The organism is Gaiella occulta (assembly GCF_003351045.1).
GTDB classification, from domain to species: domain Bacteria; phylum Actinomycetota; class Thermoleophilia; order Gaiellales; family Gaiellaceae; genus Gaiella; species Gaiella occulta.
The window spans coordinates 74,827-100,208 of record NZ_QQZY01000010.1 but is presented as its reverse complement, the minus strand read 5'-3'; the positions used below and the strand labels follow the sequence as shown (position 1 = coordinate 100,208).

The following is a 25,382-nucleotide window of genomic DNA, read 5'->3' as shown; positions in this document are numbered from 1 at the left end:
CCGCAACTCGCGGCGACCCTCCGCCACACCGTCGGCGCCGAGAACCCGTCCACCATCGCTGTCACAGCCTGACCATATGATCCATCAGGAGGCCGCCATCAGATTCCACGGCCGTCGGGTCATCCTCCACGGAGAAGCCGGAGTGAGTAGGCGTCAGGAACTAGCGGTGCGTATTACCCTCGAGCTCCTCAAGTCGCCGGGTCTGACGGCCCGCGACCTTGCAGGCCGTTTGGGCGAGGACAAGAAGCCGATCAACGGCGCGCTTTACTCCCGCTCCGACCTGTTCTTCGCGAGCCCCGATGTGCCGCCGCAGTGGTGGCTTCAGAAGCTGCGAGCCGTGGTCGATCAGGTCCTGCAGCTCGAGGATGTTCAGGACGTAGAGGAGCAGGCCGAGACCATCGGTGACGGCGACTTCGCGTGGGCGACGAATCTGTACCCGTGGCAAAGGCGAGCGCTTCAGAGTTGGGAAGCGAACGGTTTCAGGGGCGTCATCGAAGCGGTCACCGGATCCGGGAAGACGCGGGTTGCTCTCGCGGCCGCCGAGCGACACCTGTCCGAGGACGGGAAGGTCGCTGTGGTCGTTCCGACGCACCCACTGCTCGAGCAGTGGGTGGCTGCTCTTGAAGGGCAGATGCCTAACGCGCGGATCGGTGTCCTTCGCGCAGGCGACTCTGGCAACCTCGCCTCCTGCGACGTCCTAGTCGCGGTTGTGAACTCGGCATCGGCGTACGAGCTGGGGCTCCCTCCCGGGCGTCGCGGCCTCTTGATCGCTGACGAGTGCCACCGCTACGCCGGCGAACGGTTCCGGCTGGCGCTCGAGGACCGGTTCGAGCGCCGGCTCGGACTTACAGCAACCTACGCGCGCGATGACGGCGGCCACGAAGACGTGCTCGACCCGTATTTCGGCGGGGTCGTTTTCTCGTACGGCTACGCGGACGCGGTCGGCGAGGGCGTTGTGGCGCCGTTCCGGGTCGCGCTCATGCCGGTCGCGTTCGCCCCAGCCGAGCGCGACGAGTACGACGAACATACGGAGGCTCTGCGGCAGGCGAGGAGAGCGCTGCTCTCCGTCGGCGCGCCCGCGGACCCCTACGAGGAGTTCATCCTCTTCGTCAACAAGCTCAGCAAGAACGGGACGAAGCGTGAAGGGATGCTTGCGAACCGATACCTGTCCGCATCTTCGAAGCGCCGCCAACTCCTCGCAGACACCGCGGCAAAGTACCGCGTTCTCATCTCACTGACCGATGCCTTTCTCGCTTCAGATCGCTCGATCGTCTTCACGCAAACGATCGATTCGGCGTCGAAGTGCTCGGCAAGCCTCGCGCAGAACGGCGTCCCGTCCGAGGCGCTACACAGCGAACTCAACAGCGCCGACCGCACACAAATCTTCCATCGCTTTGCGCGGGGCCAGCTAAAGGTCATCGTGGCACCGAAGCTGCTGGACGAGGGAGTCGACGTGCCGGAGGCCGACCTCGGCGTCATCTTCGCAGCAAGCCAGCAACGCCGGCAGATGGTGCAGCGGATGGGGCGCGTGCTCCGGCGAAAGCCGGATGGGCGCGTGGCTCGGTTCGCAATCATTTTCGTGGAAGGGACGAGCGAAGACTCCGATCTTGATGCGCACGAGACCTTTCTCGGCGAGATCCTTGAGGTCGCGGACGACATCCAACGCTTCTCGTCGCGTCATGGCAACAAGGCTTTGATCGAGTTCTTATCGCCGGAATAGAGGCGTCGGCGCGACAAGAAACGCCCTAGCGCTAGCGGTGCCTGTACGCACGAGGCTCCCGAGTCGATCGAAGACATGGGGCCGCGAGCTGGCGATACCTGGCGGGCCACGGACAGCCGGTCCACACTCCCGTCCATGCGCGTGTGCATTCATCGCGGCGCCGCCGAAATCGGGGGGAACGTCGTCGAAGTCGAACACGAGCGGGCAAGAGTGGTTCTCGACCTTGGGCTTCCTCTCGCTGCCGCGCTCGACGGCGAAAGCCTGCCGCGGACGATCGGCGGCTTGCTGAAGCCCGACAACAGCCTGCTCGGGGTCGTCATCACGCACGGCCATCCCGACCACTACGGTCTGATTGGTCAAGTCGATCCGGAGATCCCGGTTTACGTCGGAGCTGCGACCGCGCGGATCCTTGCTGAGGCCGCGTTCTTTACTCCGATGGGAGCGAGGATCCAGCCCACTGGTCTACTCGCCGACCGAACGCCGTTCGAGCTCGGCCCGTTCAAGATCACGCCCTTCCTCGTAGATCACAGCGCCTTCGACGCATACGCGCTCCTCGTAGAGGCGGGCGGACGGAGGCTCTTCTACAGCGGAGATCTCCGCGGCCACGGCCGAAAGCACGGCCTCTTCGAGCGGCTCATCACCAATCCGCCCCCCCCCCCGACATAGACGCCCTAATCGTGGAAGGCACAAGGATGGGCGAGGCAGACGCAGCTTCGCGGGGCCTCGCCTCCGAGGACGATGTCGAAGCGCACGCTCACGAGACGATCGAGTCCGCTGCAGGCTTGGTGCTCGCGATGTTCTCCCCGCAGAACGTCGATCGCCTTGTGAGCATCTACCGAGCTGCGCGGCGCGCGAGGCGGCTGCTCGTCCTTGACCTCTACGGCGCCGCAGTCGCGGCGGCGACCGGCGCAACCACCATCCCGCAGGCGAACTGGGACGGAGTGCGGGTCTATGAGGGAGGCCGGGGTCAGGTCTTCTTCGTTCCACCCGCTCGTGATCGCGCATATCGAGCACGGCTGCAGCTTGCGCGAGCTCGCCACCAGCCTCGGCTGCTCGGTCTCCGACCGTCCACCGGCGTGTCTATGCCTGTGGCGATGGGGATGGATCTCGTCCGTGGCGGCCGCGGGTGGAACGAAGAAGACCTGACCCCATCCCGGTCAAGGTCATGCGGGCCGCGTAGCGGGGCACCACGTTCGCGTCAGCGGGGTTGGTCGCATGAAGCGCTGCGCGCCCTCGGCAACCGCCGACCCTGGCTCCCGACGACCTGAACAGTCACTGGAGACAGGGCTTTTCTTTGCCGGATCTGGAAACGCGACACCATCGGTGCTGCCACGGTGCTACCACCTCGTGATGTCCCTGCGTTTCGCGGTGCAATTCGAATCCCCGCTCCACCGCCGACGAGATCCTCGACTGCCTCGCCGCCTACTGCCAACGGATCAGCGACTCAAGACACTAGGGACCTGCGTACTCGAACGGGGCGATGGCGGCGTATTTGCCGGGATGCTCGTAGTTGACGCCGTCGGCGACCCGGAAGGTCTTGGAGGAGGCGAAGGCGCCTTCGCGGAAGATGAACCCTTCGGGAAGGACGGCGCCGGGATGTACCTCGGCGCCGCTGACGGGGTTGCGGATCGGTTCCAGCTCGAGCTCCATCGCCTCGCCGACACGCAGCGTCGTGTGGAGGCCGTCGAGCGTGAGCTCGTAGCGCATCTGGTGTGGGCCATGCACCGTCGTGAGCGTCTTGCCGACGATCGCCCAGGGGCCGCCGGCTTCGCCGCTGAGCAGTGTGCCGATCGCTTCCAGTTGGTGCTCGTCGGCGCGGTCGTCGACGAAGACGGTCGCTTCGCCGTTGCCTTCGTGGATCGCGCCCGGCCAGTCGGCCGCAACGCTGAAGTTCAGTCCGTCGAGCGTCACCCCGCCGAGGTGTCCGTGCTCGACGTGCCATGTCCACTGGCCCTCGCAGTCGCCGGTGGTGGGTAGCGCGTTGAAGTTGCAGGGGCAGCCGTAGTCGCAGTTGCAGGCGATCAGGACGGTGCCGTCGAGCTTCCACGAGCTTGATGCTTCTGTCATCTTCTTCCTCCTTTTCAGCCGGGGCGCACGGCTCCGACGGTGATGACGAGTCCGGTGACAACGAGAGCGATCCCGGTCAGGCGGGCGAAGCGCTCGCCGGCCGGGAGCAGTTTTTCGGCGAAGACGAGCGCGGCGATCGCCGCGGCCCAGGCGAGTCCCATCGCGCCCGCGCCGACGAGTACCGCCATCAGCCCCCAGCAACAACCGACGCAGTAGATGCCGTGTGTGAGGCCGAGCCGCACCGCGCCGTGTTGCGGCCGTTGCATCAGGAAATCGAGCGCGCTGCGGCAGCGGCGCAGGCAGGCGGTTTTCAGTGGTGTCAGCTGGTAGACGCCGGCGACGACCAGTACGGCCGCGACGGCTCCGGCGGGCGCCCGGTCACCGAGCGCGAGCTGCGCCGCGAATGCCGGCAGGCCGAAGGCCGCCCACACGAACAGGTAGCCGAGCGCAAGCGCGACGGTGCTCCGACCGCCACCCCTGACGCGCCGGTGGAGCAGCACGAGCGGCGCGATCGAGGGCAGCATCATCGCGGCCATCATCAGCGTCCAGCCGGCGAGGAACGCAGGCATTCCCATCGCCATCCCGTCCGGTTGGAGTACCAGTGCGACCCAGGCGGCGGCTGCGACGCCCGTGAGTGCCGTCAGCGCGCCGCGGTCGAGCCGCACGGCTCTCGGCGCGTCAGTAGCTGAAAACGGTCGCACCCTCGCCGATCCAGTCGTGGAGCGGTGACGCGCCGGCGATCCTCGCGTTGCCGACGAGCTGTGATTCGTCGAGCTTGCGCGAGTTGAAGCAGATCGGGCAAACGAGCAGCTCGCCGCCTCCGTCTGCGAACTGGCCGAACAGCCGCTCGAGCGGCGGGCAGCCGTCGCACGCTTCGCCTTTCGCCTCGTCTGGCAGCGCAAGCCGCACCGCGTCCTTTGTCAGCCAGATCGCGGCGGGCTTGCCCTTGTCGAGCGCGGCGGTTGCGACGAGGAAGGCGATCGTCACGCGTTCGGCATCCTCCAGTCCCGTCGCCAGGTTCACGAGCACCTTTTGTCCGTCCGTCATCGTCATCTCCCTTTGTCGTCGTTCTCTCGAAGCGGGCGTGAGCTCGTCGGCTGCTCGCCGTCGGCCCCCGTGCGCCCGGCCGCTCGCGCAGGCGCGACGGCTTTGTAGGCCTTCACCGTTGTCCCGTTCGCACCGAATTTGATGGCTTTTCGCCGGGTGTCCTCCGACGTCGAGCGTGCGTAGGTTGCGACGAGGTTGCCGGTCTCGATTCGCTCGAAGCCGTGTCGTTGCAGGATTTGCGCGTACTCTGCTTCCAGCAGAGCGCCGGCGATTCAGCCGGTCCAGAGGTCGATGTTGCGTTTGCCTTCCTGGCTGACCGGCTGCTGGATCGTGACGTCGGCGAGCTGGATGCGGCCCCCCGGGCACAGGACGCGGTAGATCTCCGCGAAGACCGTGTCCTTGTCGGGGAGGAGGTCGATGACGCCGTTCGAGATCACGACGTCGATGCTCTCGTCGGCGAATGGCAGCAGCTCGATCTCGCCTTCGACGAACTCGACGTTGGTGGCGCGCATCTCCGTGGCGGCCCGACGCGCCTTGGCGAGCATCTCGGGCGTCATGTCGATGCCGGTGACGCTTCCTTCGGGGCCGACCATCTGCGCGGCGACGAGCGTGTCGGTGCCTGCGCCGCAGCCGAGGTCGAGCACGCGCTCACCGGCGGAGAGCCGGCCGATCTCCCAGGGGTTTGCGACTCCTGCGAACGACTCGACCGCCGCCTCTGGCACGTTCGCGAGCTCGGGCGGGTAGTCGAGGTCTTGCGCCCAGGCGCGCCCGGTCGGGAAGATGAAGTCCCTGTCGGGCTCCTGCGACACGCACGCGTAGGTGTTCTTGATCTCCGATTTGAGGAGATCGACGTCGATGCCGGCGGGCATTTCTTCTTGGGCTGGTTCCATAGGAGTAAAGACGCTGCCGCGACGATTGCTATTGCATTTGCCGCTCGATGCAATAACGTCGGGCGCGGGAGCGTCTTATGGCTGCGGATGGCGCATGCACGGAGGACACCGATCCGGCCGATGCAGCTCGGAGGCGCTTCCGCGAGCTTGCCGAGCCCGAGCTGCCGCGCCTCTACCGGCTCGCGCGCCGGCTCGTCGGCGACGACGCCGAGGATGCCGTCCAGGACTGCCTGCTCAACGCCTACCGCAGGCTCGGGCAGCTCGAACACGGCGATGCCGCGCCCGCGTGGCTCACGCGCATCCTCGTCAACTGCTGCCGCGACCGCCACCGCCGCCGCGCGCGCCGGCCGCAGGAGGTGGCGGTCGAGGACATCGAGCAGTTCTCCCTCTACCGCAAGCTCGCCGACGAGGATCCGTTCCCGTACTCGGACTCGCTCCACCTCGACTTCCTGCACCGCTTCGGGCGCGAGGACGTCCAGGCCGTGCTCGCCACGCTGCCGGAGCACTACCGCACGCCGCTCCTGCTCGTCTACGTCGACGGCTTCCTCGCGAAGGAGGTCGCACAGATGACGAAAGTGCCGCTCGGGACGATCCTCGCGCGGCTCCACCGCGGCCGCAAGCTGTTCGAGCGCCGGCTCTGGGAGTACGCGGAGGCCAACGAGATGCTGCGGGAGCCGGTCGCGTGATCAGCTGCGCCCAGGCCGTCCGCGAGCTGTGGGACTACCTCGACGGGCTCGTCGACGACGCCGAGCGCGCCGCGGTCGAGGAGCACCTGAGCGTCTGCCGTCGCTGCTGCGGCGAGCTCGAGTTCGCGGAGGAGCTGCGCGGCTTCCTCGCCCGGAACGCCGACGAGGAGCTGCCGCCCGACGTGCACGCGCGACTGACCGCGACGCTGCACGGGTTGGAGGGCAGATGAGCCGCGACCTGATGCGCTCGGACGAGATCAAGGCGTTCGTCCGCGATGCCTACCGGGCCGTCAACGGGTCGACGACGCGCGTCGCCGAGCGCCTCTACAGCGCGGAGGAGCTGGCGCTGGTGCCGGAGTCGGCGCGCAACGGTGCGCTCGGCCTCTGCAACCACCTCCGTTTCGCGCGCATCGAGCCGGGTGCGACGGTGCTCGATCTCGGCTGCGGCTCGGGTATCGACACGATCCTCGCGGCGCAGCGGGCGGGCCCCAGCGGCCGCGTGATCGCGCTCGACTTCCTGCCGGAGATGCTCGAACAGACGGCGCAGGCGGCGCGCGAGGCCGGGCTCGGGAACGTCGACACGCTCGAAGCCGAGATGGAGGAGATCCCGCTGCCCGACGCGAGCGTCGACGTCGTGATCTCGAACGGCGTCGTCAACCTCTCGCCGCGCAAGGCGCGCGTGCTCGCCGAATGCGCGCGCGTCCTTCGGCCGGGCGGCGAGCTGTGCGTCTCCGACCTGACCATCGACGAGGACGATCTCCCCCCGGAGGTCCTGACCCACCCGGCCGCCTGGGCCGGCTGAGTGGCCGGGGCACTGGCGGAGCGTGACTTCGTCGCAAAGCTCGAACGGGCCGGATTCAGCGAGATCGAGGTGCTCGAGCACAAGCCGATGGGCATCGACGACTGCGCGCTCTACCCACTCTTCGACGACGAGATCCTCACCCTGATGCGAACGCTGATCGCCCCCGAGAAGCAACGGGCGGTCGGCGTCGCCGTCGTCGTCCGCGCGCGGCGCTGAGGCGCCGCCCGCAATCGTCGGAAGGAGGGACCGCATGCTCATTCGCGTCTTTCGTGCCAGGCCGAAGCGAGGGATGGGCGACGAGCTCGCTCAGCTGATCGAGGAGGTCTCGATTCCGTTCGTGGACGGCCAACCAGGACTCCTCGCGCGTCACAGCGGACGTGGCTTCGGGGCCATGGGCGACGAAATCGTGATGATCTCGGTCTGGGAGAGCCTCGACGCCATGAAGAACATGACCGGCGAGAACTGGGAGAGCGAAGTGATCCCGGACGAGCGCGAAGCCGAGGGATCGAGGAATGCTCCGTCCACCACTACGAATCGATCGACTGAAGCTGCGGCCGTAGCACGATCGCGGCGCGAGTTGCACGTCCACGAGCAATGCGACGGGCAGTGGCAACTGCGAGAACAGCATTCCTGCCATGGCGTCGGCGCCGGCCCGTGGCGGGCTGCGTCATGCCTGCACCTGCGTGACGAGCTCGATCGGGTTGGAATGCACCCGCCTATGCGGAGCTCCGCATAGGCGGGTGGAGTCCACGGCGACCTCATCTGGCGCGTCCACTTCGAGCGGGCCATGCTGAAGATCAACATCGGTGTCCCTTAACGCATCGATCTCGCCGATGGAACGGAGCACATCTGCGTCTGAACGCTCGCTTTGCGGGCGGCCGAGACGCGGCTCGGGTTGGCGGACGGTCCCCGGCTAGGTGGTCGGCGCCACGCCGAAGACCTTCTTGTAGAGCGCCTGCCAGTTGCTCGCGATCCGGTGTTGCGCACTGCGAAGAGTGATCGCACCCGTGCAGACCATGCTGTGAAGCCTGTTCTCGAGGGCGTCCTTTGCGTGGTAGCCGGGGGCGCGCTCGGGGTAGAGGTTGGCGATGTCGTTGGAACCTCCGAGCTCGAGCGAGACGATGTGGTCGATCTCGAGCGTTCGCCCGTAGTGTCCTGGCTTCATCCCGTACTCGGCCTCGACGTCGAGCTTTTCCGATTCGGGCACGTTCCGGATCGAGCTCGTCCGGAATGTCGCTGAGCAGATGACAGGCCTGGTCAGCTTGCTGTAGTAGGCGCCCGGCGAGCAGCTGCGGTCGGGATCGACGCCGAGCCTGCAGTGCGTCGTTCTCGTCCGAGGCGAGAGCAGCACAGTCTGGCCGACATCGGTTCGGCTGCTGCCGCCGTCTGCGGTCGGCGCGGGCGCGGTGGAGCTACCGCCGAGCCAGGCGGCAACGCCGCCGTGGTGAGAGCAGGTTCCGGAGTGGTGCTTGGAGTAGCTGTACGTGCCGTCGTCGCAACGGGCGGTGGCGCCTGGTGGAGGGGTGGCGCTTCCGGAGGACGCGGCGCCGACCAGCACGATGAGCAGGAGCAGGGTGAGGGAGAAGGCCGTTCGTCTCATGGTCCGAGGCTTCTCAGTATGCGTGCGGTTCCTGGAGTCCGCCCCTCCGAGGCCGTCCGGCGAACCCAGAGACCCGGTCCGTCGACGCGGGAACGGGGAGCGTGGCAGCGGGCGTCGGTTTCTGTGCGGCGTGTGACGCGGCGCCGTGGCGGCGACGTATGGTGGTTGCGATGAAGCTGGCCGGCGGTCTAGCGATCGTGGTGGCGCTCGTGACGGCGGCGATCGCGGCCGCCGCGGGGCCGCCGAGCACGCCGCCGTCGCGGGTGGTGGGAGCGGCGACGAGCCCGCCGCCGGCGTGGGTCGAGACCGCGCACAGCTCTTCGTGGCTTGCCTTCTCGAGCTTCTGCTGGCGGACGAGCTGTGTCGATTTCATTCCGCCCTCCGCGCGCAGCGACGTGCCTCGGCTCGCGGTTCGGCCGGGCGAGCAGGTCCGTTTTCACTTCGGCTTCCGTCCGCGTCAGACTCTGCTGCGGCGGCAATCGCGCACGTTTGTCCTCACCCCGGCGCGCACCACCGGCTGGCGTGTCGCGACACTCGGGCTCGTCACCATCACCGTGCGATCGAGGAGCGGCACGGCCAGCTACATCGCACGGCTCGTCGCCCGCTAGCAGATGGCGGAGTCGCATGTGGAGGCGATCGACGGGGGCACGAGGAGCGGTGTCGAGCCTCGCGGGTTGCGCCGGGGCGGACGGGGCCGCGAAGGATCTCGCTCGCGCTTACGTCTAAGGGTTGTGTGATCATGCTCTCGAGCCTCTCCCGGGGGCGGGCGATGCCAGCCCGGACCGTGGCGGGCCTTCAGGACGATGTGGAGGCGTTTCTCGTACTGGTGCGGGAGCACGAGGTGGGGTTGCGACGGCTTGCCTTCCGGCTGCTCGGCGATCGTGAACGGGCGGCGGATGCGCTGCAGGAGACGCTCTTGCGCGCGTTTCGGTCGCGAGCCGGGTTTCGTGGTGAGGCGGACGTGCGCACCTGGCTGTACCGGATCGCCTACAACGTCTGCCTGGACGAGCTGCGTCGCCGCAGGCTCACGGTGGTTTCGCTTGCCGAGGCGACGCCGCGGGCGGGTGAGAACGATCTGGTCGAGGCTGTGGTGTTGCGGGAGGATCTCGCGAGCGCGCTGGCGGGGCTGCCGCCGGTCGAGCGTGCGGCGGTCTTGCTCGTCGACGCCGAGGGTTTGAACTATGCGGAGGCGGCAGCGGTACTGGGCGTGCCGGAAGGAACTGTCGCGTCGCGCCTGAGCCGCGCCCGGCTGACGCTGCGGCGGGTGCTGGCCGACAGGGAAGGAGTCGAGCTGCGGTGACGGTCGAGTACGAGCGGGACGAGCAGCTGGGTGCTGCGCTGCGGGAGCTCGATCTGCCGCCGTTGCCGGCCGATTTCTACCCGCTCCTGCGGCGTCGCCTCGACGCCGAGCGTGCAGCGCGCGCGGCGCGCCGGCGTGTTGTGCTTGCTGCGGCGGCGCTCCTGCTGGCGGGATCTGCGGCCGCCGCCGTGCTGCTCGCACTACCGGCGCGGGCACCGCTTGCGCCTTCCGAGGCGCTCGCCGGCCGTGTCAAGGTTCGCGTGATCGCCGCCTTCGGCTCGGCGCAGACGCTGCGGGCGCGGCTGGTGACGGCGATTCCCGGCCCGGATGGAACGCGGACGTCGATCTCCGCGACCGTGGTCTTGAGCGCGCGCGGCGACTACCGCTGGAGCGAGCGCGTGCCGACGCGGCGAGGGGCGCCGCCGGAGCGGAACGAGAGCTCGTTCGACGCGGCCGCCGGCGTCGGCCGCAGCTTCAGCGCCGGCGGCGAGTTCAAGCGCCCGAGCGGCGAGGAATACCAGGGTCTCGCTGCAGGGTCACCCGACGCGTACAACGAGAGCCCGTTCCTGGGGCAGCTGCGTGCGGTTGTGCGCAGCGTGCGCGAGGAGGGCCGTCTGCGTGTGCGCGAGGTGCGCATCGGCGGTCGGCCGGCTTGGCGGGTCGCACTGCCGCTCACGCGCTATCTGGCCGGAAACCCCGGCGGCGTCAGTCCGTCGCTCTCGCCCGACCGTCTGATCGTCGTCATCGATCGCGAATCCGGGTTTCCGCTGCGCATCGTCGAGCAGCGCCGCGGGCGGGTGCTCAGCGAGACGCGGGTTCTCTCGCTGCGCCTCGACGAGCCCGTCGCGCCAGGGACTTTCCGTCTCCATTACCCCCCAGGCACCGAGCTGCGCCGCCGTGAGGACGTCGGCTTCCGGCGGCTTCCGCTCTCCCGCGCCGGCAGCGTCGTCGGCTACCGGCCGCTCGTTCCGGGCTGGCTGCCCGCCGGTTTCCGGCTCGCCCAGGTGTCGGTCGCGCGTGGGACGCTGCCGACGGCGCTCGGAGCGAATCCACCTTCCCGCGGGGTCGTCTCGCTCGTCTACCGGCACGGATTCGAGCAGCTGATCGTGACGACCCGCGCGCGCACCCGCGGCGGCTGGCACGACCCGTTCGCAAGCCCCTGGCTTCGCTTCCGCCCACGCCGGTTGACCCTGCAGGAGGGGGCGCTCGCCGGCGCACGAGCGGAACTCGTCGTCGACGGACGCACCACGCCGCACCTGTGGGCGCTCGGCACGCATCTCGTGATCACCGTCGCCGGGGACGCAACCCCGGCCGAGCTCGTCCGGGTGGCGAGCTCGCTTCATCCCCGCTGAAAGGAGAGAACGATGCGTATCGCCGTCCGTGGAATTTCACTCGCCGCCGCGCTCGTGCTGCTGTCGGCAAGTGCGGCGACGGCCGCGCTGCCGCCGGGCTGGAAGGTGTGCGCGAACCGGCTGCGCGGCTACGCGATCGGCTACCCGGGAGGCTGGTACACGGCGCAGCTGCGTGCGAGCGAGCGCTGCAGCGCGTTCGACCCGCAGCCGTTTCGGGTCGAGCCGGGAACCGAGCGGCCGCTGACGAGGCTCCAGGTGAGCATCGAAGCCGCGTCGGCGGTCCGGGTCGCCGGCTGGTTCACCGACCGCCGCTTCACCCACGGACGCTACGCCCCGACGCGTGTGAACGGGCGGGGCGGCTACCGCTTCGAGGCGGTCGCGAACAATCAGGGGATCTTCCCGGCCGGAACCCGCTTCTACGGTTACGTGCTCGACCGCGGCGGCCGCGCGTTCGTCGTCCAGACCGCCGTGCCGCCGCAACGCTCCGGCTACGCCTCCTTCAAGACGGTCGTCGATCGGGCCGTCGCCAGCGTCCGCTTCTTCTCGCCCCACCGCACGACCCAGGCGGCCGGCCGGCGAGCCGTCCGCGTCTACTTCAGCAACCCGCGCCTGCAGCGCGACCCTACCTCCTGCAGCGAGGTCTTCGCCCGCCGGCGGAGCGTCCCGACCTTCCGCTCGCGCGAGCAGACGCTCACGGCTGCGCTACGGTCACTGCTGCGCGGCCCCAGCCACGCCGAGCGGGCGCGCGGCTACCGCTCCTGGTTTTCCACCCGAACCGCCGACAGCCTGCGCGGCGTGCGCATCCTGCCCGCCGGCCTCGTTCGGATCGACTTCGCCGACCTCTCGGGGCTGATCCACAACGCCGGCAGCAGCTGCGGCAGCGCCTCCCTGCTCGCGGCCCTCACCACCACCGTCCGTGATCTCCTGCCTCGCGCCCGACCCGTTTACAGCCTGGACGGAAGCTGCCGCGCCTTCAGCGACTGGCTCCAACAGGTGCCGCCACGCACCTGCCCGCCCACCCGTCAGTAGCGACGACGCGTGATCACGATGCTCGCGGTTGCAACCCCGGGACATCGGTTGCCTTGCCCCTCACGAGCGAGTCGCTGCAGATGACGACCGTCTACGAGCGGAGGGAGGACGGCTGGGTTGTCGCCTCGATTCCCGAGGTTCCCGGTGCGCATAGACAGGGGCGTACGCGCGGGGAGGCGCGGACGAACGTGATCGATGCGTCACGCGGGATCCTCGAGCTGCGTCTCGCCGGGCCGAGCGTCTTCGGCCCGGCGCCGACACCGTCGCCGGCTGTTGTCTCCGATCTCTCTCCCCCGGTGCTCTCGCGAGGGCAGGCCCACGTGCCGTCATCTCGCCCGACGCGCGCGCCGTGAGTACGATGAGGGCATGAGCAGCCTCGAGCACGTCTCCGCACAGTCGCCCGCCGTCGCCCGCGATCGCGCGCGCGCGATCTTCGGGCAGACGATGGGCCTCGTCGCCCTCACCGCCGCCGTCGCCGCCCTCGGTGCCTGGGCCGGCCGCGACCTCTCGCGCGGATGGGGCATCGCAGCCATGGTCGGCGCGTTCGCCTGCATCCTCGGCCTCAACGCGGCGATCCGCCGCTCCGAGCAGCTTGCCGTCGGCCTGCTGTTCGGCGTGGGCGCGCTTCTCGGCGCCGGCGTCGGGCCCGTCCTCGCCTACTACGCCTCCGTCGACCCGTCGGCGCTGTGGCAGGCCGGAGGGTCGACGGCGCTCTTCATCGGCGCGTTCGGCGCCTACGGCTACGCGACCCGGCGCGACCTCGGCATGATCGGCCGCCTCGCGTTCTTCGCGCTGCTCGGGCTGATCGTGTTCGGGCTGGTGATGCTGTTCGTCTCGATCCCCGGCGGCCGCGTCATCTACGCCGTGCTCGGGCTCGTCATCTTCGCCGGCTACACGATGTTCGACTTCCAGCGGCTGCGCCGTGCCGGCCAGATCGAGGCGGCGCCGCTGCTTGCGGCGTCGATCTTCCTCGACATCTTCAACGTCTTCCTGCTGCTGCTGTCGCTGTTCGGCGGCGGCGGGCGCAACTGAGCGCCGGCGCGCGGCCGGCCGGTGCCTGACAGGGGCACGGGCGTCGATGCAGGTGCACTTCACGCGCGTGTCGACGCCGTCCTCCTTCCGGGCGGGTGCCGCCGCCGGCGTCGAGCCCGCCGCGGACGGCAGGGGGATCACGGTCGCCGCCGGCGCGAGCGGAAGCTGGACGGGCCCGTGGGTGGCGCCCGCCTTCGGCATCGAGGAGCTGGTCGCCTCGTGGAACGCCGACGCGCCCCCCGGGGCACTCGTCGAGGTCGAGGTGCAGGGCCGCTCGCCCGGGCACGAGACGCGCTGGTATGCGCTCGGCAGATGGACGTACGCCGACGACCGCCGCCGGCGCACGTCGGTTCCCGGCCAGGCCGACGCGGATGCCGCCGTCGAGGTCGACACGCTCGTCGCGCGCACACCGCTGCGCGCCTACCGCCTGCGCGTGACGCTCACCGCCGCGGCGGCGCCGCCGACCCTGCGCCTGCTCGCCGCGGCGGCGTCGGCCGGCCGGGCAGACGGGGAGATCGCGAGCCTGCCGGGCGCCGCCTGCGGCGTCGAGCTCGGCGTCCCCGCCTATGCGCAGAGCGTCCACGCGGGCCGCTACCCCGAGCTCGGCGGCGGAGGGGAGGCATGGTGCAGCCCGACCTCGACGGCGATGGTGCTCGCCTACTGGGGCAGCGGCCCGGCGCCGCCGGACTATGCCTGGGTCGATCCGGGCTGTCCCGACCCGTGGGTCGTCCACGCGGCGCGCCACACGTTCGACCACGCGTACGGCGGCACCGGCAACTGGGCGTTCAACATCGCGTACGCGGCGCACTTCGGCCTCGACGCCTTCGTCACGCGCCTGCGGTCGCTGCGCGAGGCGGAGCGCTTCGTGGGCGAGCGAATCCCGCTCGTCGCCTCGATCGCGGCCGCGGCGGGCGAGCTCGACGGCTTCCCGCTCGCGCGGGGAACGGCCGGCCACCTCGTCGTCGTCACCGGCTTCGCCGCCGACGGCAGCCCGATCGTGAACGATCCCGCCGCGGAGTCGAACGCGACGGTGCGCCGGATCTACGACCGGCGGCAGTTCGAGCGCGCGTGGATCGGCGGCTCCGGCGGCGCCGTCTACGTGATCAGCCCGCCCGGGAAGGCCCTGCCTCCTTCGGACGGAAGCTGGTAGCGGATCGCGCCATGAGCGCCGGGGCAGGAAGCGCTCCGTTCGGGTGATCCGACTATCCTGGCCACCACGATGAAGGTCATCCTCCCCGACGAGACGGAGCTCCGGCTCCCCGACGGCGCGACCGGCCTCGATGCCGCACGGGTGATCGGCCCCAGGCTCGCGGAGCAGGCGGTGCTCGTGAAGGCCGACGGCGTCGTGCACGATCTGCGCCAGCCGTTGCCCGACGGCGCGCGGCTGCAGATCCTGACGACGCGCGACCGCCACGACCCGGACGCGCTGTACGTCCTGCGCCACTCGGCCGCACACCTGCTCGCCGAGGCGGTGCGCCGGCTCTACCCCGGGGTGAAGATCGCGATCGGGCCGCCGATCGAAGGCGGCTTCTACTACGACTTCGAGTTCCCGCAGCCGATCAGCGAGGCCGACCTGGAGCGGATCGAGGCGGAGGTGCGGCGGGAGCTCGCCGAAGGGCGCACGTGGTCGCGCGAGGAGATCAGCGCCGACGAGGCCCGCGCGCGCTTCGCCGCCGAGGGAGAGCCGTACAAGGTCGAGCTCGTCGACAGCGCGCAGGGCGCGATCACGCTCTATACGCAGGGCGACTTCACCGACCTCTGCCGCGGGCCGCACCTGCAGGACTCGTCGCCGATCAAGGCGTTCAAGCTCACCTCGCTCGCCGGCGCCTACTGGCGCGGCGACGAGCACAACACGCAGCTCACCCGCATCTACGGCACGGCGTTCTACTCGCAGGACGACCTCGAAGCGCACCTCGAGCGGCTCGAGCAGGCGCGCGCGCGCGACCACCGCCGGCTCGGCCCCCAGCTCGACCTCTTCCACTTCTCGGAGATCTCCCCGGGGTCGCCGTTCTGGCACCCGAAGGGCATGGCGATCTGGAACGTCCTCGAGGATCTCCGCCGCAGCGAGAACGCGGCGCGCGGCTACGTCGAGGTGCGGACGCCCCAGATCTACGACAAGGAGCTGTGGCTCACGTCAGGGCACTGGCAGAAGTACCGCGAGCACATGTTCACGTTCGAGTCGGAGGAGCGGGAGTTCGGCCTCAAGCCGATGAACTGCCCCGGCCACTGCGCGCTCTACGCCCACGGCGCCTGGAGCTATCGCGACCTCCCGCTGCGCATGGCCGAGGCCGGCAACCTGCACCGCAACGAGCTCTCGGGCGCGCTGCACGGCCTGCTCCGCGCGCGGATGTTCGCGCAGGACGACGCGCATCTCTTCTGCACGCCGGAGCAGGTCGAGGACGAGGTGCTCGGCTGCCTCGAGTTCGGGTATGCGATCTACGACCGCCTCGGCCTCGAGATCACGGTCGAGCTGTCGACGCGGCCCGAGAACAAGCTCGGCAGCGACGAGGAGTGGGATCGCGCCGAGGCGGCCCTCGCCCAGGCGCTCGAGCGCAAGGGCATCGCCTACACGGTCAACGCCGGCGACGGCGCCTTCTACGGACCGAAGATCGACCTCCACATGCTCGACTCGCTCGCCCGCTCCTGGCAGATCGGCACCGTGCAGCTCGACTTCCAGCTGCCACAGCGGTTCGGCCTGCGCTACCAGGGGGCCGACAACGCCGAGCACGCGCCCGTGATGATCCACCGTGCCCTGATCGGCTCGTTCGAGCGTTTCATCGGCATCCTGCTCGAGCACTTCGGCGGCGCCTTTCCACTCTGGCTCGCCCCCGTGCAGGTGCGCGTGCTGCCGGTCGGCGAGGCGCACCGGGCGGCAGCGGGGGCCCTCGCCGGGCGCTTGCGCGGCGCGGGCTACCGGGTCGAGCTGGACGAGCGCGAGGAGACGCTCGGCAAGCGGATCCGCGACAGCGAGATCGAGAAGGTCCCCGTCGTCGTCGTGTTCGGCGAGCGCGAGTCCGAGGCGGCGCTCGCCGTCCGCACCCGTGGCGAGGGCCAGTCGACCCTGTCCCTCGACGAGCTGCTCGCCCGGCTCGCGGCGGGCGCGGCAGCGGGCGGCGGGTAGCCAGATGCCGTCCGCTCCTGCTACGCTCTGCGCCTGCAAAGCAGGAGCGCACCAGCCCCTCACCTCCGGAGCCACAGGCTGCGCGGGGTTCAACCGAGTCGAGTTTCGGCGAGGAACAGGGCCGCTGCGTGCAGCGGTTTTTGTCGTTTGAGAGAGAGGATCAGCTGAGCTTGGTGAGAAGCCTTTGAGACCCCGCCGCCGGCCCGAGGACAGAACACGGCCCGTCGTCCAGCAGGAGCGCATCAACGACCAGATCCGCGTGCCGCGGGTCAGGCTCGTCGACGAGGACGGCACGCAGATCGGGATCAAGTCGACCGACGAGGCGCGAGAGTACGCCTACGGCAAGGATCTCGACCTGGTCGAGGTGGCAGCGCAGGCCGACCCTCCCGTCGCCCGGGTGATGGACTACGGCAAGTACCGCTTCGAGCAGGAGCAGAAGGCAAAGCTCGCGCGCAAGCATCAGCTGCAGATCCTTCTCAAGGAGATCAAGCTCAGACCCAAGATCGGAATCCACGACTACGAGACCAAGAAGGGCCATGTCGTCCGCTTCCTCAACCAGCGGGCGAAGGTCAAGGTCACGATCATGTTCCGGGGGCGCGAGAACCTGCATCCCGAGCGCGGCCGCGACCTGCTGATGCGGCTCGCGGAAGACGTCAAGGAGATCGGGCAGATCGAGTCACCGCCGCTCCTCGACGGACGCAACATGGTCATGGTCCTCGGCCCGACGAAGAACGCAGGAGTGAAATCAGATGCCGAAAGTGAAGACAGGAAGCGGGGCGAAGAAGCGGTTCCGCGTAACCGGGACGGGAAAGCTGACGCGCCGCCACGGGATGAAGAGCCACAACCTGGAGCACAAGTCGTCGAAGCGTAAGCGGGCGTTCGGCATGGAGCATGCCGTCGCGCCGGCCGACACGAAGACGGTCAAGAAGCTCCTGGGGCTGAGGTAGACGCGCCATGCCACGCGTGAAGCGATCCGTCCACGCCCGCAAGAAGCGGCGCAAGGTCCTCGAGCAGGCGAAGGGGTACTGGGGCCTCAAGAACTCGCACTACCGCTACGCGAAGGAGCAGGTCGAGCACTCGCTCGCCTACGCCTACCGCGACCGCAAGAACAAGAAGCGCACGTTCCGGCAGCTCTGGATCGTCCGCATCAACGCGGCCGCGCGCCAGCACGGGCTCTCGTACAACCAGTTCATGTCGGGCCTGCACAGCGCGGGGATCGAGCTCGACCGCAAGTCGCTCGCCGACCTCGCCGTCAGCGACCCGCCCGCGTTCGCGGCGGTCGCCGAGCAGGCGAAGGCGGCGCTCGAGGCCAGGGCCGCCTGACGGCGGCCGCGCGACAGGCCGGGGCGCGCCGCCGGCAGGCGGCGCGCCCCGGCACGGCCGTGCCGCCAGGCCCATGATCAGCTCGAAGGACAACCGCAAGCTCAAGCTCGTGCGTGCGCTGCAGCGGCGGAAGGAGCGGGACGAGACGGGGTTGTTCGCGTGCGAGGGCGAGGATCTCTGCGATGCCGCGCTCGCAGCGGGCATCGAGCCGCTGGAGCTGCTCGTCGCCGGCGAGAACGTCGAGCCCGAGTTGCTGGCAGGCGTCTCCACGTTGCCGCACCCGGCGCGGGCGATCGGGGTGTTCCGACGCTCCGACCTGCCGCGCGGGACGCGGGAGACGTGCCTTGCGCTCTGGCACCTGGCCGACCCCGGCAACGTCGGGACGTTGATCCGCTCCGCCGACGCGTTCGGCGCGAGCGTGGCGCTCTCGCCGGGGTCGGCCGATCCGCTCGGTCAGAAGGCGCTGCGGGCGAGCGCCGGCGCGATCTTCCGCGTGCCCGTCGTTCCTTGGGGCGACCGGCCCGGCCGTCAGGTGGCGCTCGACGCGCGCGCGCCCGAGTTCCTCTCCGACGTCGATCTCACGCGTCCCCTCACCCTCGTTCTCGGCGCGGAGCGTGCCGGGCTGCCCGACGACGTGCTCGACGCCTGCGACGCCGTGGCGTCGATCGCGATGCCCGGCGAGGCCGAGTCGCTCAACGTCGCCGCGGCCGGGGCGATCGCGCTCTACGAGGCCGCTCGGCGTTCGCCCTGATCCCGCGCCGCGAGTCGTGCGCGGTGGAACTCGATCCGCTCTCGCAGCTCTCGCATCTGGGGATCGGCCTGTGCCCAGCGCTCGGCGCGCTCCTTAGCCCTCTGGATCCTCTTCCTGTCCATCGTCCTCCTCGTCGCTGAAGAGATCGAGCAGTGCCCGCATGTCACGCCTGATGTTGAAGACCGCCTCCATCAAGATCGTGACGTTACGAAGCCGGACGCGAGATCGCCGATTGCGATCGACGAGGCGCCCGCCCCGAGGTTGCCGCCGGGCGAGATCCAGGAGATCGACTCGCCCTCGCGCAACGGGATGTCGCGGCAGCCGCCGCTGAACGGGCCGCTGAAGGCGAACAGGATGTCCTCGGCGGCGACGAGCGACCCGTCGCGGGCGACCTCGACGGTCATGTTGGCCTGCGGCAGCGTGAACGACTTGGCGGCGGCCCCACCTGCGAGCGCGAGGGCCGCGGCCGTGAGGAGCGCGAGGACGCTACGCGCCCGGCGTGTCAGGCGGCGCGTCGGACCGGAAGCTGACGGTCGGCAGCTCGCGGTCTGCCGCGTCCTCGACCTCGAAGAACTCGCGCCGGGTGAACCCGAACGGCCCCGCCATGAGCATCGCCGGGAAGACCTGGATCGCGTTGTTGTAGGTCAGCACCGTGTCGTTGTAGACCTGGCGCGAGACCGCGATCTTGTTCTCCGTCTCCTGCAGCTGGGCCTGCAGGTCGAGGAAGTTCTGGTTCGCCTTCAGGTCGGGGTAGGCCTCGGCGACCGCGAACAGGCGGCCGAGCGCCTGCGAGAGGATGCCCTCGGCCGCGGCCACCTGGGCGGGGCTCTGCGCTCCGGCCGCGGCGGCCCGCGCCTGCGTGACGGCCTCGAACGTGCCGCGCTCGTGTGCGGCGTACCCCTTCACCGTCTCGACGAGGTTCGGGATCAGGTCGCGGCGGCGCTTGAGCTGCACCTCGATCTGCGCCCATGCGTTGTCGACCCGGTTGCGCTTGCGGACGAGGCCGTTGTAGAGCGCGACCTGCCAGACGACGAGGACGACGACGGCGGCGAGCACGATCCAGACGGCGATCACGGCTCGACTCTACGGGCACGGAGGGCGTATGGCAACAGCGTCGCGGTCGCGCCGGGCGCCGCCTCTCCGCCACACGGCCGCGTCAGCCCCGTCTGCGGCAGACCCAGATGCTGTCCTCGCCGCCGTCGTGGGGGCGCCGGTCGAACCAGCCGTACAGCCCGACGACGTCGAAGCCGGCCTCGTCGAGCAGACGGCGCCACTCGAGCGCGGAGAGCCAGTGCAGCGTCATCGTCGCCGCCGCCTCGCCTCCCCGCACGGAGAGGGTGAGCGTGCGCGAGCCCTCGTCCCAGTCGGCGCGCTCGAAGATGCCCTCCTCGCGCTCCAGCCACAGGCCGTCGGTCTCCGCGATGTCGGCGGGACTGGGGGAGAAGACGTCGAACACGAGCCGCCCGCCCGGCCTGAGCAGGGCGCGGGCGGCGCTCAGCGCGCGCAGCTTCTCCGTCTCGTCCCGCATGTGCAGGAGCGAGCGGAACGGGCACACGACGAGCGGGACGCGCTCGTCGACCGGCGGCTCGCGGAGGTCGCCGAGCCGCAGGTCGAGCAGCGCCTCGACGCCGCGCTCGCGGGCATACGTCCGTGCGAGCTCGAGCATCCCGCCGGACTGGTCGATCCCGATCACGCGCACACCCGCCTCGGCGACCGGGACGGCGATGCGCCCCGTGCCGACGGCCAGCTCGACGACGGGCCCGCCCGAGGCCACGGCTTCGTCGACGTAGAAGCCGATGTCCTCGGTCACCGACCGGCTCCAGGGGTCGTAGATGGCGGCGATCGGGTCGTAGAGGGCCACGACGCCGATTGAAGCAGGCACCGGCGGCGAACGGTGCCGCGGGCTCGTGACAGACTGTTACAAGCGGTTGGAGCGGTTGCTAGGCTCGCAGCCTGATGGACGCCGAAGCGCTCGAGCAGGAGGGGCTCTCCGCCGCGGCCGCGGCGGCGTCGACAGCCGAGATCGAGGCGGTCCGGGTCGAGTACCTCGGCCGCAAGAGCGCCCTCAAGCGGGCTCTCAGGGAGGTGCGCGAGCGCGAGACCGGCATGGCGCTGAACGCGGTGCGGGAGCGGCTCGAGGCGGCGATCGACGCACGCGCCGCCGCGCTCGCCCGCGCCGAGCTCGACGCCCGCCTGACGAGCGAGCGCGTCGACGTGACGCTGCCCGTCGACGGCTACCGCCGGGGTCGCCTGCACCTCATCACCCAGATCCGGCGCGAGGTGGAGGACGTGTTCCTCGGGCTCGGCTATCGCGTCGTCGACGGCCGCGAGGTCGAGACGACCCGCTACAACTTCGACGGGCTCAACTTCCCGCCCGGCCACCCGGCGCGCTCACCGCTCGCGACGCTCTTCCTCGACGACGAGACGGTGCTGCGCACCGAGACGTCGCCGTCCCAGATCCGGACGATGGAGGCGCAGCAGCCGCCCGTCTACATCGTCTCGCTCGGCCGCACCTACCGGCGGGACACGCCGGATGCGACCCACTCGCCGATCTTCCACCAGGTGGAGGGCCTTGCCGTCGACGAGGGGATCACGCTCGCCGACCTCACGGGCACGCTCGACTTCCTACTCAAGAAGCTCTTCGGCGAGCAGCGCCGCACCGAGTTCCGCACGCACTACTTCCCGTTCACCGAGCCGTCGATCGAGGCGTATGTCTCCTGCCACGTCTGCGACGGCGACGGCTGCCCCGTCTGCCGCCATTCCGGCTGGATCGAGGTCGGCGGCGCCGGCATGGTCGACCCGAAGCTGTTCGAGTTCGTCGGCTACGACCCCGAGCGCGTCACCGGCTTCGCCTTCGGCTGGGGCCTCGAGCGTATCGCGATGCTGCGCCACGAGTTCCCCGACCTGCGCGAGCTGTGGCGCAACGACCTGCGCTTCTCGAGGCAGTTCTAGCCGTGAAGGCCCCGCTCTCCTGGCTCCGCGAGTACGTCCGTGTCGACGCGACGGCGCACGAGATCGCCCGTCGCCTCGCCGTCTCGTCGCTCGAGGTCGACCGCGTCGTCGACGTCGGCGTCGCAGACGTCGCGGACAACCTCTCGTACCTGCGCGTCGGCCGCGTCGTCGAGGCCGTCAAGCATCCGAACGCGGACAAGCTGCAGCTGTGCCAGGTCGACGTGGGGGAGGGCGAGCCGCGCCAGATCGTCTGCGGCGCCTGGAACTTCGGCGCCGGCGCCACCGTCGCCGTCGGTCTGCCGGGTGTGCTGCTGCCCGGCTTCCCGGGCCCGCTCGACGAGCGCCCGCTCCGCGGCGCGCTGTCGCGCGGGATGATCCTCGCCGAAGACGAGATCGGGCTCGGCACCGATCACGACGGCATCACGCTGCTTCCCGACGGGATCGAGCCCGGCACGCCGCTCGCCGACGTGCTGCCGCTGCGGGAGCAGGTGCTCGAGGTGACGCCGACGATCAACCGCGTCGATCTGCTCTCGATGGTCGGCCTCGCGCGCGAGGTGGCGACGCTGTTCGACGGCGAGCTGCTGCCCGTCGAGGTCGAGGATCCGCCGATCCATCACCCCGAGTGGGTGGACGTCGCCGTCGACGATCCCGACGGCTGCCCGCGCTACATCGGCCGCGTCATCAAGGGCGTCGCCGTCGGGCCGTCGCCGATGTGGCTGCGCGCGCGCCTGCACGCGGCCGGTATGCGCTCGATCTCGAACGTCGTCGACGTCACGAACTACGTCATGCACGTGTTCGGCAGCCCGCTGCATGCCTTCGACCGCGCCAGGCTGGACGGCGGGCGCATCGTCGTCCGTCGCGCCAGGGCCGGGGAGCAGCTGCGCACGCTCGACGGCGCCTTGCGCACGCTCGACGAGCGCGACCTGCTCATCACCGACGGTGTGAAGCCGGTGGCGCTCGCCGCCGTCATGGGCGGCCAGGAGAGCGAGGTGTCCGCCGCGACGACCGAGATCCTGCTCGAGGCCGCGAACTTCGAGCCGATCGGGATCCTGCGGACGTCCGAGCGGCTCGCCCTGCGCACCGAGGGCTCCAACCGCTGGGAGAAGGGCGTCGACCCCCACCTGGCAGAGCAGGCCGCCGTGCTCGCGAGCCGGCTCATCGTCGACCTCGCGGGCGGCGAGCTGACCGGCAGCGTCGACATCCACGCGGGCCTGCCCGAGCCGCCCGTCGTGCGCCTGCGCCCCGAGCGCGCCGAACGCGTCATCGGGCTCGCCGTCGCCCGCGACGAGCAGCGCGCGATCCTCGAGCGGCTCGGCTTCCAGGTCTCCGACGCGTGGGACGTGACCGTGCCGACGTGGCGCGCACGCGACGTCACGCGCGAGATCGACGTGATCGAGGAGGTCGCCCGCGTGGTGCTCGATCGCGTGCCGGCGACGATGCCGCTGCGCCGCTGCGTGCAGGGGCACCTGACGAGGGAGCAGCGGCTGCGGCGGGTGATCGAGGATGTGCTCGTCGGGGCCGGCTTCAGCGAGGCGTACACGTGGAGTCTCGTCGCGTCCGACCCCGATCCGGCCGCGCTGCGGCTGCCCGACCCGATGAGCGGCGACCAGGCGATCCTGCGTACGACGCTGCTCGAGGGGCTCGTCGACGCCGCGCGCGTCAACCTCGACGCCGGCAATACGGCGATCGCGCTGTTCGAGCTCGCGCGCGTCTACCTCCCGAGCGGCGAGCGGCTGCCCGACGAGCGCTGGCGGGTCGGCGGCATCGCCGAGGGCGGCTTCGCCGCGGCCCGCAGCGCCGTCGAGGCGCTGTACGACGCGCTCCACCTCGACCTGCGGGTGCGCCGCACGGCGCGCCCGTTCCTGCACCCGGGCAAGGCGGGGGAGACCGACGCCGGGTGGCTCGGGGAGCTCCACCCGACCCTCCTCGACGGCTCGTGGGGCGTGTTCGAGCTCGACGTGGCGACGCTGATCGCCCCGATTCCCGAGCGCATCCTCTACGACGACGTCATCACGTTCCCGCCGCTGCGCCAGGATCTCGCGGTCGTCGTCGCCGACGACGTGGAGGCCGCCGCGCTCGTCGATGCCGTCCTCGCCGCCGGCGCGCCCGAGCTGCGGGAGGCGCGCGTGTTCGACGTCTACACCGGCGACCAGGCCGGCGCGGGTCGCAAGTCGGTGGCGATCCACCTCTCGCTGCAGGCGCCGGATCGGACGCTCTCCGACGACGAGGCGGCCGTCGTGCGCGCCCGCATCCTGTCGGCGCTCGCCGAGCGCTTCGGCGCCGAGCTGCGCGGCGAGCGCGGGCCGGAGCGCAAACCGAATCGGCGCCGATCGCGTAGTCCGGGGTGATGCGTCGAGCTCCCGCCGTGCTTGCAGCCTGCGCGCTCTCGCTCGCCCTCACGGGCGTCGCGGGTGCCGAGGGCCCCGCACTCGCAGGCTCCGTCGGGCCGGGGTTCCAGATCTCGCTGCGCGATGCCTCGGGAAACGCGATCACGCGTCTCGACCCGGGCCCGGCCGTGCTCACCGTCGACGACCTCTCGGACGAGCACGACTTCCATCTGCAGGGCCCGGGCGTCGACGTCACGACGGACGTCGCGGGGACCGGCACGACGACCTTCCAGCTCACCCTCGTCGACGGGAGGTACACGTTCGTCTGCGACGTGCATCCGCTGCGCATGACCGGCTCCTTCGTCGTCGGCGCGCCGCCGGCGGCCGCCGCGCCCCCACGGCTCGTGCTCACGGTCACGCCGAAGGCGATCACGCTCGTGAGCGCGGCCGGCAAGGCCGTCCGGGCCCTCGCGCCGGGGCCGTACGTGATCGTCGTGCGCGACCGCGCCCGGACGCAGAGCGCACGCCTGGCGGGGGCCGGCGTCAACAGGGCGACCGGGGTTCCGTTCGTCGGCACCGTCACCTGGAAGGTGACGTTCGCGGCGGGATCGTTCTCCTACCGCAGCGACGCCAGGAAGCCCAAGCTTCGCGGCGGGCAGGTGTTCGTCTTCGCGTGAGAGCGTCGAGGCGGGAGCTGCCGAGCGCGTCCGTGCTGCTGCGTCCTACAGCGTCTTGCCGCCCACGAGCCACACCGGCCCCTGGGTGTCGACGTTGTCGGTGTCGCAGAGCACGCGCAGAACGCGGGTGCGGCCGCTGATGCCCGCGCCGTCGAGCCGCTCGAAGCAGCGCCGTGCCATCCCCGGCGAGACGCCGTAGCCGGAGCGTCCCGAGCAACGGAACGTGAACGCGAGCCGGGGGGCCTCGCGCGTCGGGTTGAGCGGCGCGCACAGCAGCGCGGCCCGGTCGAGGTAGTCGCTCGAGTCGACCTCGAGCTCGCACAAGAGGTCGCTCCAACCGGCCGGCAGGGGCGCGAGCGCCGCATCCCAGGTCGCGGCCACCGGAACCTCGGCGGCGCCGCGCTCGTCCGGCATGCCCCCCTCGCCGTCCACGTGCGCCTGCACCTGCTCGAGCTGCGCCCATGTGCGGCTCTCGTCGAGGCGCGCGAACAGGCGCCGCGCCGCTTCCGGGCCCTGCGCGCCGCCCGCCCGGCGCACGCGCAGCACGAGCGTCGAGCGCACCTTCCCCGGTCCCAGGGGCGCGAGCACCTGCGCCGCGCGCGGCAGGTCGCCGGGCTGCTCGGTGGTGAGGGTGAGGCGGACGTCCTCCCAGCGCGCCGGGAGATTTTCCTCGATCGTGCGCCACTGATCGACGAGCTTCATCGGG

29 protein-coding genes and 1 pseudogene are annotated in these 25,382 nt (G+C 70.4%); 21 read left to right on the top strand and 9 right to left on the bottom strand.

The features are described 5' to 3' along the window. Positions 1-76 precede the first annotated feature (76 nt). Entirely contained in the window at positions 77-1,720 is a 1,644-nt protein-coding gene (locus Gocc_RS14995; protein ID WP_114797382.1) for a DEAD/DEAH box helicase family protein, read from the top strand. Positions 1,721-1,855: 135 nt separating this feature from the next. Further along, positions 1,856-2,386, top strand: coding sequence for an MBL fold metallo-hydrolase (locus tag Gocc_RS14990; protein ID WP_181813735.1), 531 nt, complete (start codon positions 1,856-1,858; stop codon positions 2,384-2,386). Between the two features lie 786 nt (positions 2,387-3,172). Here the strand turns inward: Gocc_RS14990 and Gocc_RS14985 are convergent. From Gocc_RS14985 to Gocc_RS14970, 4 genes are read right to left on the bottom strand one after another with little or no spacing between them, the layout of a single operon-like run. Continuing rightward, positions 3,173-3,787, bottom strand: coding sequence for a DUF1326 domain-containing protein (locus Gocc_RS14985; RefSeq protein ID WP_114797380.1), 615 nt, complete (start codon positions 3,785-3,787; stop codon positions 3,173-3,175). Positions 3,788-3,801: 14 nt separating this feature from the next. Continuing rightward, positions 3,802-4,452 (bottom strand): DUF2182 domain-containing protein, encoded by a 651-nt coding sequence (locus tag Gocc_RS14980; protein WP_114797379.1) that lies wholly within the window; start codon positions 4,450-4,452, stop codon positions 3,802-3,804. A gap of 13 nt (positions 4,453-4,465) precedes the next feature. Next, positions 4,466-4,834, bottom strand: coding sequence for a DsrE family protein (locus Gocc_RS14975; protein WP_114797390.1), 369 nt, complete (start codon positions 4,832-4,834; stop codon positions 4,466-4,468). A gap of 2 nt (positions 4,835-4,836) precedes the next feature. Further along, on the bottom strand, positions 4,837-5,724 hold the full coding sequence (locus tag Gocc_RS14970) for a methyltransferase domain-containing protein (RefSeq protein ID WP_422718003.1): 888 nt from the start codon (positions 5,722-5,724) through the stop codon (positions 4,837-4,839). A gap of 77 nt (positions 5,725-5,801) precedes the next feature. Here Gocc_RS14970 and Gocc_RS14965 point away from each other — a divergent pair, with 77 nt between their 5' ends. Genes Gocc_RS14965 through Gocc_RS14950 form a run of 5 tightly spaced genes read left to right on the top strand, consistent with a single transcriptional unit; the run spans position 5,802 to position 7,948 of the window. After that, positions 5,802-6,410, top strand: coding sequence for a sigma-70 family RNA polymerase sigma factor (locus Gocc_RS14965; RefSeq protein ID WP_114797377.1), 609 nt, complete (start codon positions 5,802-5,804; stop codon positions 6,408-6,410). Continuing rightward, entirely contained in the window at positions 6,407-6,640 is a 234-nt protein-coding gene (locus tag Gocc_RS14960; protein ID WP_114797376.1) for an anti-sigma factor family protein, read from the top strand. The genes Gocc_RS14965 and Gocc_RS14960 overlap by 4 nt, the downstream gene beginning before the upstream one ends. Then, positions 6,637-7,212, top strand: a complete 576-nt coding sequence (locus tag Gocc_RS14955) for a methyltransferase domain-containing protein (protein WP_220150659.1) — start codon at positions 6,637-6,639, stop codon at positions 7,210-7,212. Before Gocc_RS14960 ends, Gocc_RS14955 begins: the two co-directional genes overlap by 4 nt. Continuing rightward, positions 7,213-7,428 (top strand): hypothetical protein, encoded by a 216-nt coding sequence (locus Gocc_RS16630; protein ID WP_220150658.1) that lies wholly within the window; start codon positions 7,213-7,215, stop codon positions 7,426-7,428. A gap of 34 nt (positions 7,429-7,462) precedes the next feature. Continuing rightward, positions 7,463-7,948 (top strand): antibiotic biosynthesis monooxygenase family protein, encoded by a 486-nt coding sequence (locus Gocc_RS14950; RefSeq protein WP_114797374.1) that lies wholly within the window; start codon positions 7,463-7,465, stop codon positions 7,946-7,948. Positions 7,949-8,125: 177 nt separating this feature from the next. Here Gocc_RS14950 and Gocc_RS16625 read toward each other — a convergent pair whose 3' ends face one another. After that, positions 8,126-8,770 (bottom strand): DUF3761 domain-containing protein, encoded by a 645-nt coding sequence (locus Gocc_RS16625; RefSeq protein WP_220150657.1) that lies wholly within the window; start codon positions 8,768-8,770, stop codon positions 8,126-8,128. A gap of 143 nt (positions 8,771-8,913) precedes the next feature. Here Gocc_RS16625 and Gocc_RS14940 point away from each other — a divergent pair, with 143 nt between their 5' ends. The 11 genes and pseudogenes from Gocc_RS14940 (at position 8,914) to Gocc_RS14885 (ending at position 18,720) form a co-directional block, all read left to right on the top strand. Then, positions 8,914-9,420, top strand: a complete 507-nt coding sequence (locus Gocc_RS14940; protein WP_147281348.1) for a hypothetical protein — start codon at positions 8,914-8,916, stop codon at positions 9,418-9,420. 131 nt (positions 9,421-9,551) lie between these two features. Further along, positions 9,552-10,112, top strand: coding sequence for an RNA polymerase sigma factor (locus Gocc_RS14935; protein WP_114797389.1), 561 nt, complete (start codon positions 9,552-9,554; stop codon positions 10,110-10,112). After that, positions 10,109-11,464 (top strand): hypothetical protein, encoded by a 1,356-nt coding sequence (locus Gocc_RS14930; protein WP_114797372.1) that lies wholly within the window; start codon positions 10,109-10,111, stop codon positions 11,462-11,464. Before Gocc_RS14935 ends, Gocc_RS14930 begins: the two co-directional genes overlap by 4 nt. Before the next feature lie 12 nt (positions 11,465-11,476). Continuing rightward, on the top strand, positions 11,477-12,493 hold the full coding sequence (locus Gocc_RS14925; protein ID WP_114797371.1) for a GerMN domain-containing protein: 1,017 nt from the start codon (positions 11,477-11,479) through the stop codon (positions 12,491-12,493). 366 nt (positions 12,494-12,859) lie between these two features. Continuing rightward, complete coding sequence (locus tag Gocc_RS14915; RefSeq protein ID WP_114797369.1) at positions 12,860-13,525, top strand: Bax inhibitor-1/YccA family protein; 666 nt, start codon at positions 12,860-12,862, stop codon at positions 13,523-13,525. A gap of 46 nt (positions 13,526-13,571) precedes the next feature. After that, a complete protein-coding gene (locus Gocc_RS14910) occupies positions 13,572-14,675 on the top strand; it encodes a peptidase C39 family protein (protein WP_114797368.1) in 1,104 nt (367 codons plus the stop codon). Between the two features lie 69 nt (positions 14,676-14,744). Beyond that, positions 14,745-16,646, top strand: coding sequence for a threonine--tRNA ligase (thrS, locus tag Gocc_RS14905; protein ID WP_114797367.1), 1,902 nt, complete (start codon positions 14,745-14,747; stop codon positions 16,644-16,646). Between the two features lie 184 nt (positions 16,647-16,830). Next, positions 16,831-17,364: pseudogene (gene infC / locus Gocc_RS16815) on the top strand (translation initiation factor IF-3); the annotation flags it as partial. Positions 17,365-17,395: 31 nt separating this feature from the next. Continuing rightward, complete coding sequence (rpmI, locus tag Gocc_RS16620) at positions 17,396-17,593, top strand: 50S ribosomal protein L35 (RefSeq protein WP_220150656.1); 198 nt, start codon at positions 17,396-17,398, stop codon at positions 17,591-17,593. Positions 17,594-17,600: 7 nt separating this feature from the next. Further along, positions 17,601-17,969 (top strand): 50S ribosomal protein L20, encoded by a 369-nt coding sequence (gene rplT / locus Gocc_RS14890; protein ID WP_114797364.1) that lies wholly within the window; start codon positions 17,601-17,603, stop codon positions 17,967-17,969. 73 nt (positions 17,970-18,042) lie between these two features. Next, positions 18,043-18,720 carry a TrmH family RNA methyltransferase gene (locus Gocc_RS14885; protein ID WP_114797363.1) on the top strand — a complete coding sequence of 226 codons (678 nt, stop codon included), beginning with the start codon at positions 18,043-18,045 and terminating at the stop codon, positions 18,718-18,720. A gap of 191 nt (positions 18,721-18,911) precedes the next feature. Here Gocc_RS14885 and Gocc_RS14880 read toward each other — a convergent pair whose 3' ends face one another. The 3 genes from Gocc_RS14880 to Gocc_RS14870 form a co-directional block, all read right to left on the bottom strand. After that, positions 18,912-19,124 carry a hypothetical protein gene (locus Gocc_RS14880; RefSeq protein WP_114797362.1) on the bottom strand — a complete coding sequence of 71 codons (213 nt, stop codon included), beginning with the start codon at positions 19,122-19,124 and terminating at the stop codon, positions 18,912-18,914. Positions 19,125-19,206: 82 nt separating this feature from the next. Beyond that, complete coding sequence (locus Gocc_RS14875) at positions 19,207-19,791, bottom strand: LemA family protein (RefSeq protein ID WP_114797388.1); 585 nt, start codon at positions 19,789-19,791, stop codon at positions 19,207-19,209. Positions 19,792-19,876: 85 nt separating this feature from the next. Further along, the gene (locus tag Gocc_RS14870) at positions 19,877-20,581 is read right to left on the bottom strand and encodes a class I SAM-dependent methyltransferase (protein ID WP_181813734.1); all 705 of its coding nucleotides are present in this window, start codon (positions 20,579-20,581) and stop codon (positions 19,877-19,879) included. 95 nt (positions 20,582-20,676) lie between these two features. On the opposite strand from Gocc_RS14870, the gene pheS reads away from it, so the two are divergent. The 3 genes from pheS to Gocc_RS14855 are packed head-to-tail and all read left to right on the top strand — an operon-like array spanning position 20,677 to position 24,676. Then, a complete protein-coding gene (gene pheS / locus Gocc_RS14865; protein WP_114797360.1) occupies positions 20,677-21,672 on the top strand; it encodes a phenylalanine--tRNA ligase subunit alpha in 996 nt (331 codons plus the stop codon). A gap of 2 nt (positions 21,673-21,674) precedes the next feature. Next, positions 21,675-24,020, top strand: a complete 2,346-nt coding sequence (gene pheT, locus Gocc_RS14860; protein ID WP_181813733.1) for a phenylalanine--tRNA ligase subunit beta — start codon at positions 21,675-21,677, stop codon at positions 24,018-24,020. Continuing rightward, the gene (locus Gocc_RS14855) at positions 24,020-24,676 is read left to right on the top strand and encodes a hypothetical protein (protein WP_147281347.1); all 657 of its coding nucleotides are present in this window, start codon (positions 24,020-24,022) and stop codon (positions 24,674-24,676) included. The genes pheT and Gocc_RS14855 overlap by 1 nt, the downstream gene beginning before the upstream one ends. A gap of 45 nt (positions 24,677-24,721) precedes the next feature. Here Gocc_RS14855 and Gocc_RS14850 read toward each other — a convergent pair whose 3' ends face one another. Then, complete coding sequence (locus Gocc_RS14850; RefSeq protein WP_114797358.1) at positions 24,722-25,378, bottom strand: hypothetical protein; 657 nt, start codon at positions 25,376-25,378, stop codon at positions 24,722-24,724. Between the last annotated feature and the right edge of the window lie 4 nt (positions 25,379-25,382).

Bases quoted from the DNA above. Each gene is read 5' to 3' on its own strand.
- Gocc_RS14995 (WP_114797382.1), top strand. From the start codon at position 77: ATGATCCATCAGGAGGCCGCCATCAGATTCCACGGCCGTCGGGTCATC.
- Gocc_RS14990 (WP_181813735.1), top strand. From the start codon at position 1,856: ATGCGCGTGTGCATTCATCGCGGCGCCGCCGAAATCGGGGGGAACGTC.
- Gocc_RS14985 (WP_114797380.1), bottom strand. From the start codon at position 3,787: ATGACAGAAGCATCAAGCTCGTGGAAGCTCGACGGCACCGTCCTGATC.
- Gocc_RS14975 (WP_114797390.1), bottom strand. From the start codon at position 4,834: ATGACGGACGGACAAAAGGTGCTCGTGAACCTGGCGACGGGACTGGAG.
- Gocc_RS14965 (WP_114797377.1), top strand. From the start codon at position 5,802: ATGGCTGCGGATGGCGCATGCACGGAGGACACCGATCCGGCCGATGCA.
- Gocc_RS14955 (WP_220150659.1), top strand. From the start codon at position 6,637: ATGAGCCGCGACCTGATGCGCTCGGACGAGATCAAGGCGTTCGTCCGC.
- Gocc_RS14950 (WP_114797374.1), top strand. From the start codon at position 7,463: ATGCTCATTCGCGTCTTTCGTGCCAGGCCGAAGCGAGGGATGGGCGAC.
- Gocc_RS14935 (WP_114797389.1), top strand. From the start codon at position 9,552: ATGCTCTCGAGCCTCTCCCGGGGGCGGGCGATGCCAGCCCGGACCGTG.
- Gocc_RS14925 (WP_114797371.1), top strand. From the start codon at position 11,477: ATGCGTATCGCCGTCCGTGGAATTTCACTCGCCGCCGCGCTCGTGCTG.
- Gocc_RS14915 (WP_114797369.1), top strand. From the start codon at position 12,860: ATGAGCAGCCTCGAGCACGTCTCCGCACAGTCGCCCGCCGTCGCCCGC.
- Gocc_RS14910 (WP_114797368.1), top strand. From the start codon at position 13,572: ATGCAGGTGCACTTCACGCGCGTGTCGACGCCGTCCTCCTTCCGGGCG.
- thrS (WP_114797367.1), top strand. From the start codon at position 14,745: ATGAAGGTCATCCTCCCCGACGAGACGGAGCTCCGGCTCCCCGACGGC.
- rpmI (WP_220150656.1), top strand. From the start codon at position 17,396: ATGCCGAAAGTGAAGACAGGAAGCGGGGCGAAGAAGCGGTTCCGCGTA.
- rplT (WP_114797364.1), top strand. From the start codon at position 17,601: ATGCCACGCGTGAAGCGATCCGTCCACGCCCGCAAGAAGCGGCGCAAG.
- Gocc_RS14885 (WP_114797363.1), top strand. From the start codon at position 18,043: ATGATCAGCTCGAAGGACAACCGCAAGCTCAAGCTCGTGCGTGCGCTG.
- Gocc_RS14880 (WP_114797362.1), bottom strand. From the start codon at position 19,124: ATGACCGTCGAGGTCGCCCGCGACGGGTCGCTCGTCGCCGCCGAGGAC.
- pheS (WP_114797360.1), top strand. From the start codon at position 20,677: ATGGACGCCGAAGCGCTCGAGCAGGAGGGGCTCTCCGCCGCGGCCGCG.
- Gocc_RS14855 (WP_147281347.1), top strand. From the start codon at position 24,020: ATGCGTCGAGCTCCCGCCGTGCTTGCAGCCTGCGCGCTCTCGCTCGCC.
- Gocc_RS14850 (WP_114797358.1), bottom strand. From the start codon at position 25,378: ATGAAGCTCGTCGATCAGTGGCGCACGATCGAGGAAAATCTCCCGGCG.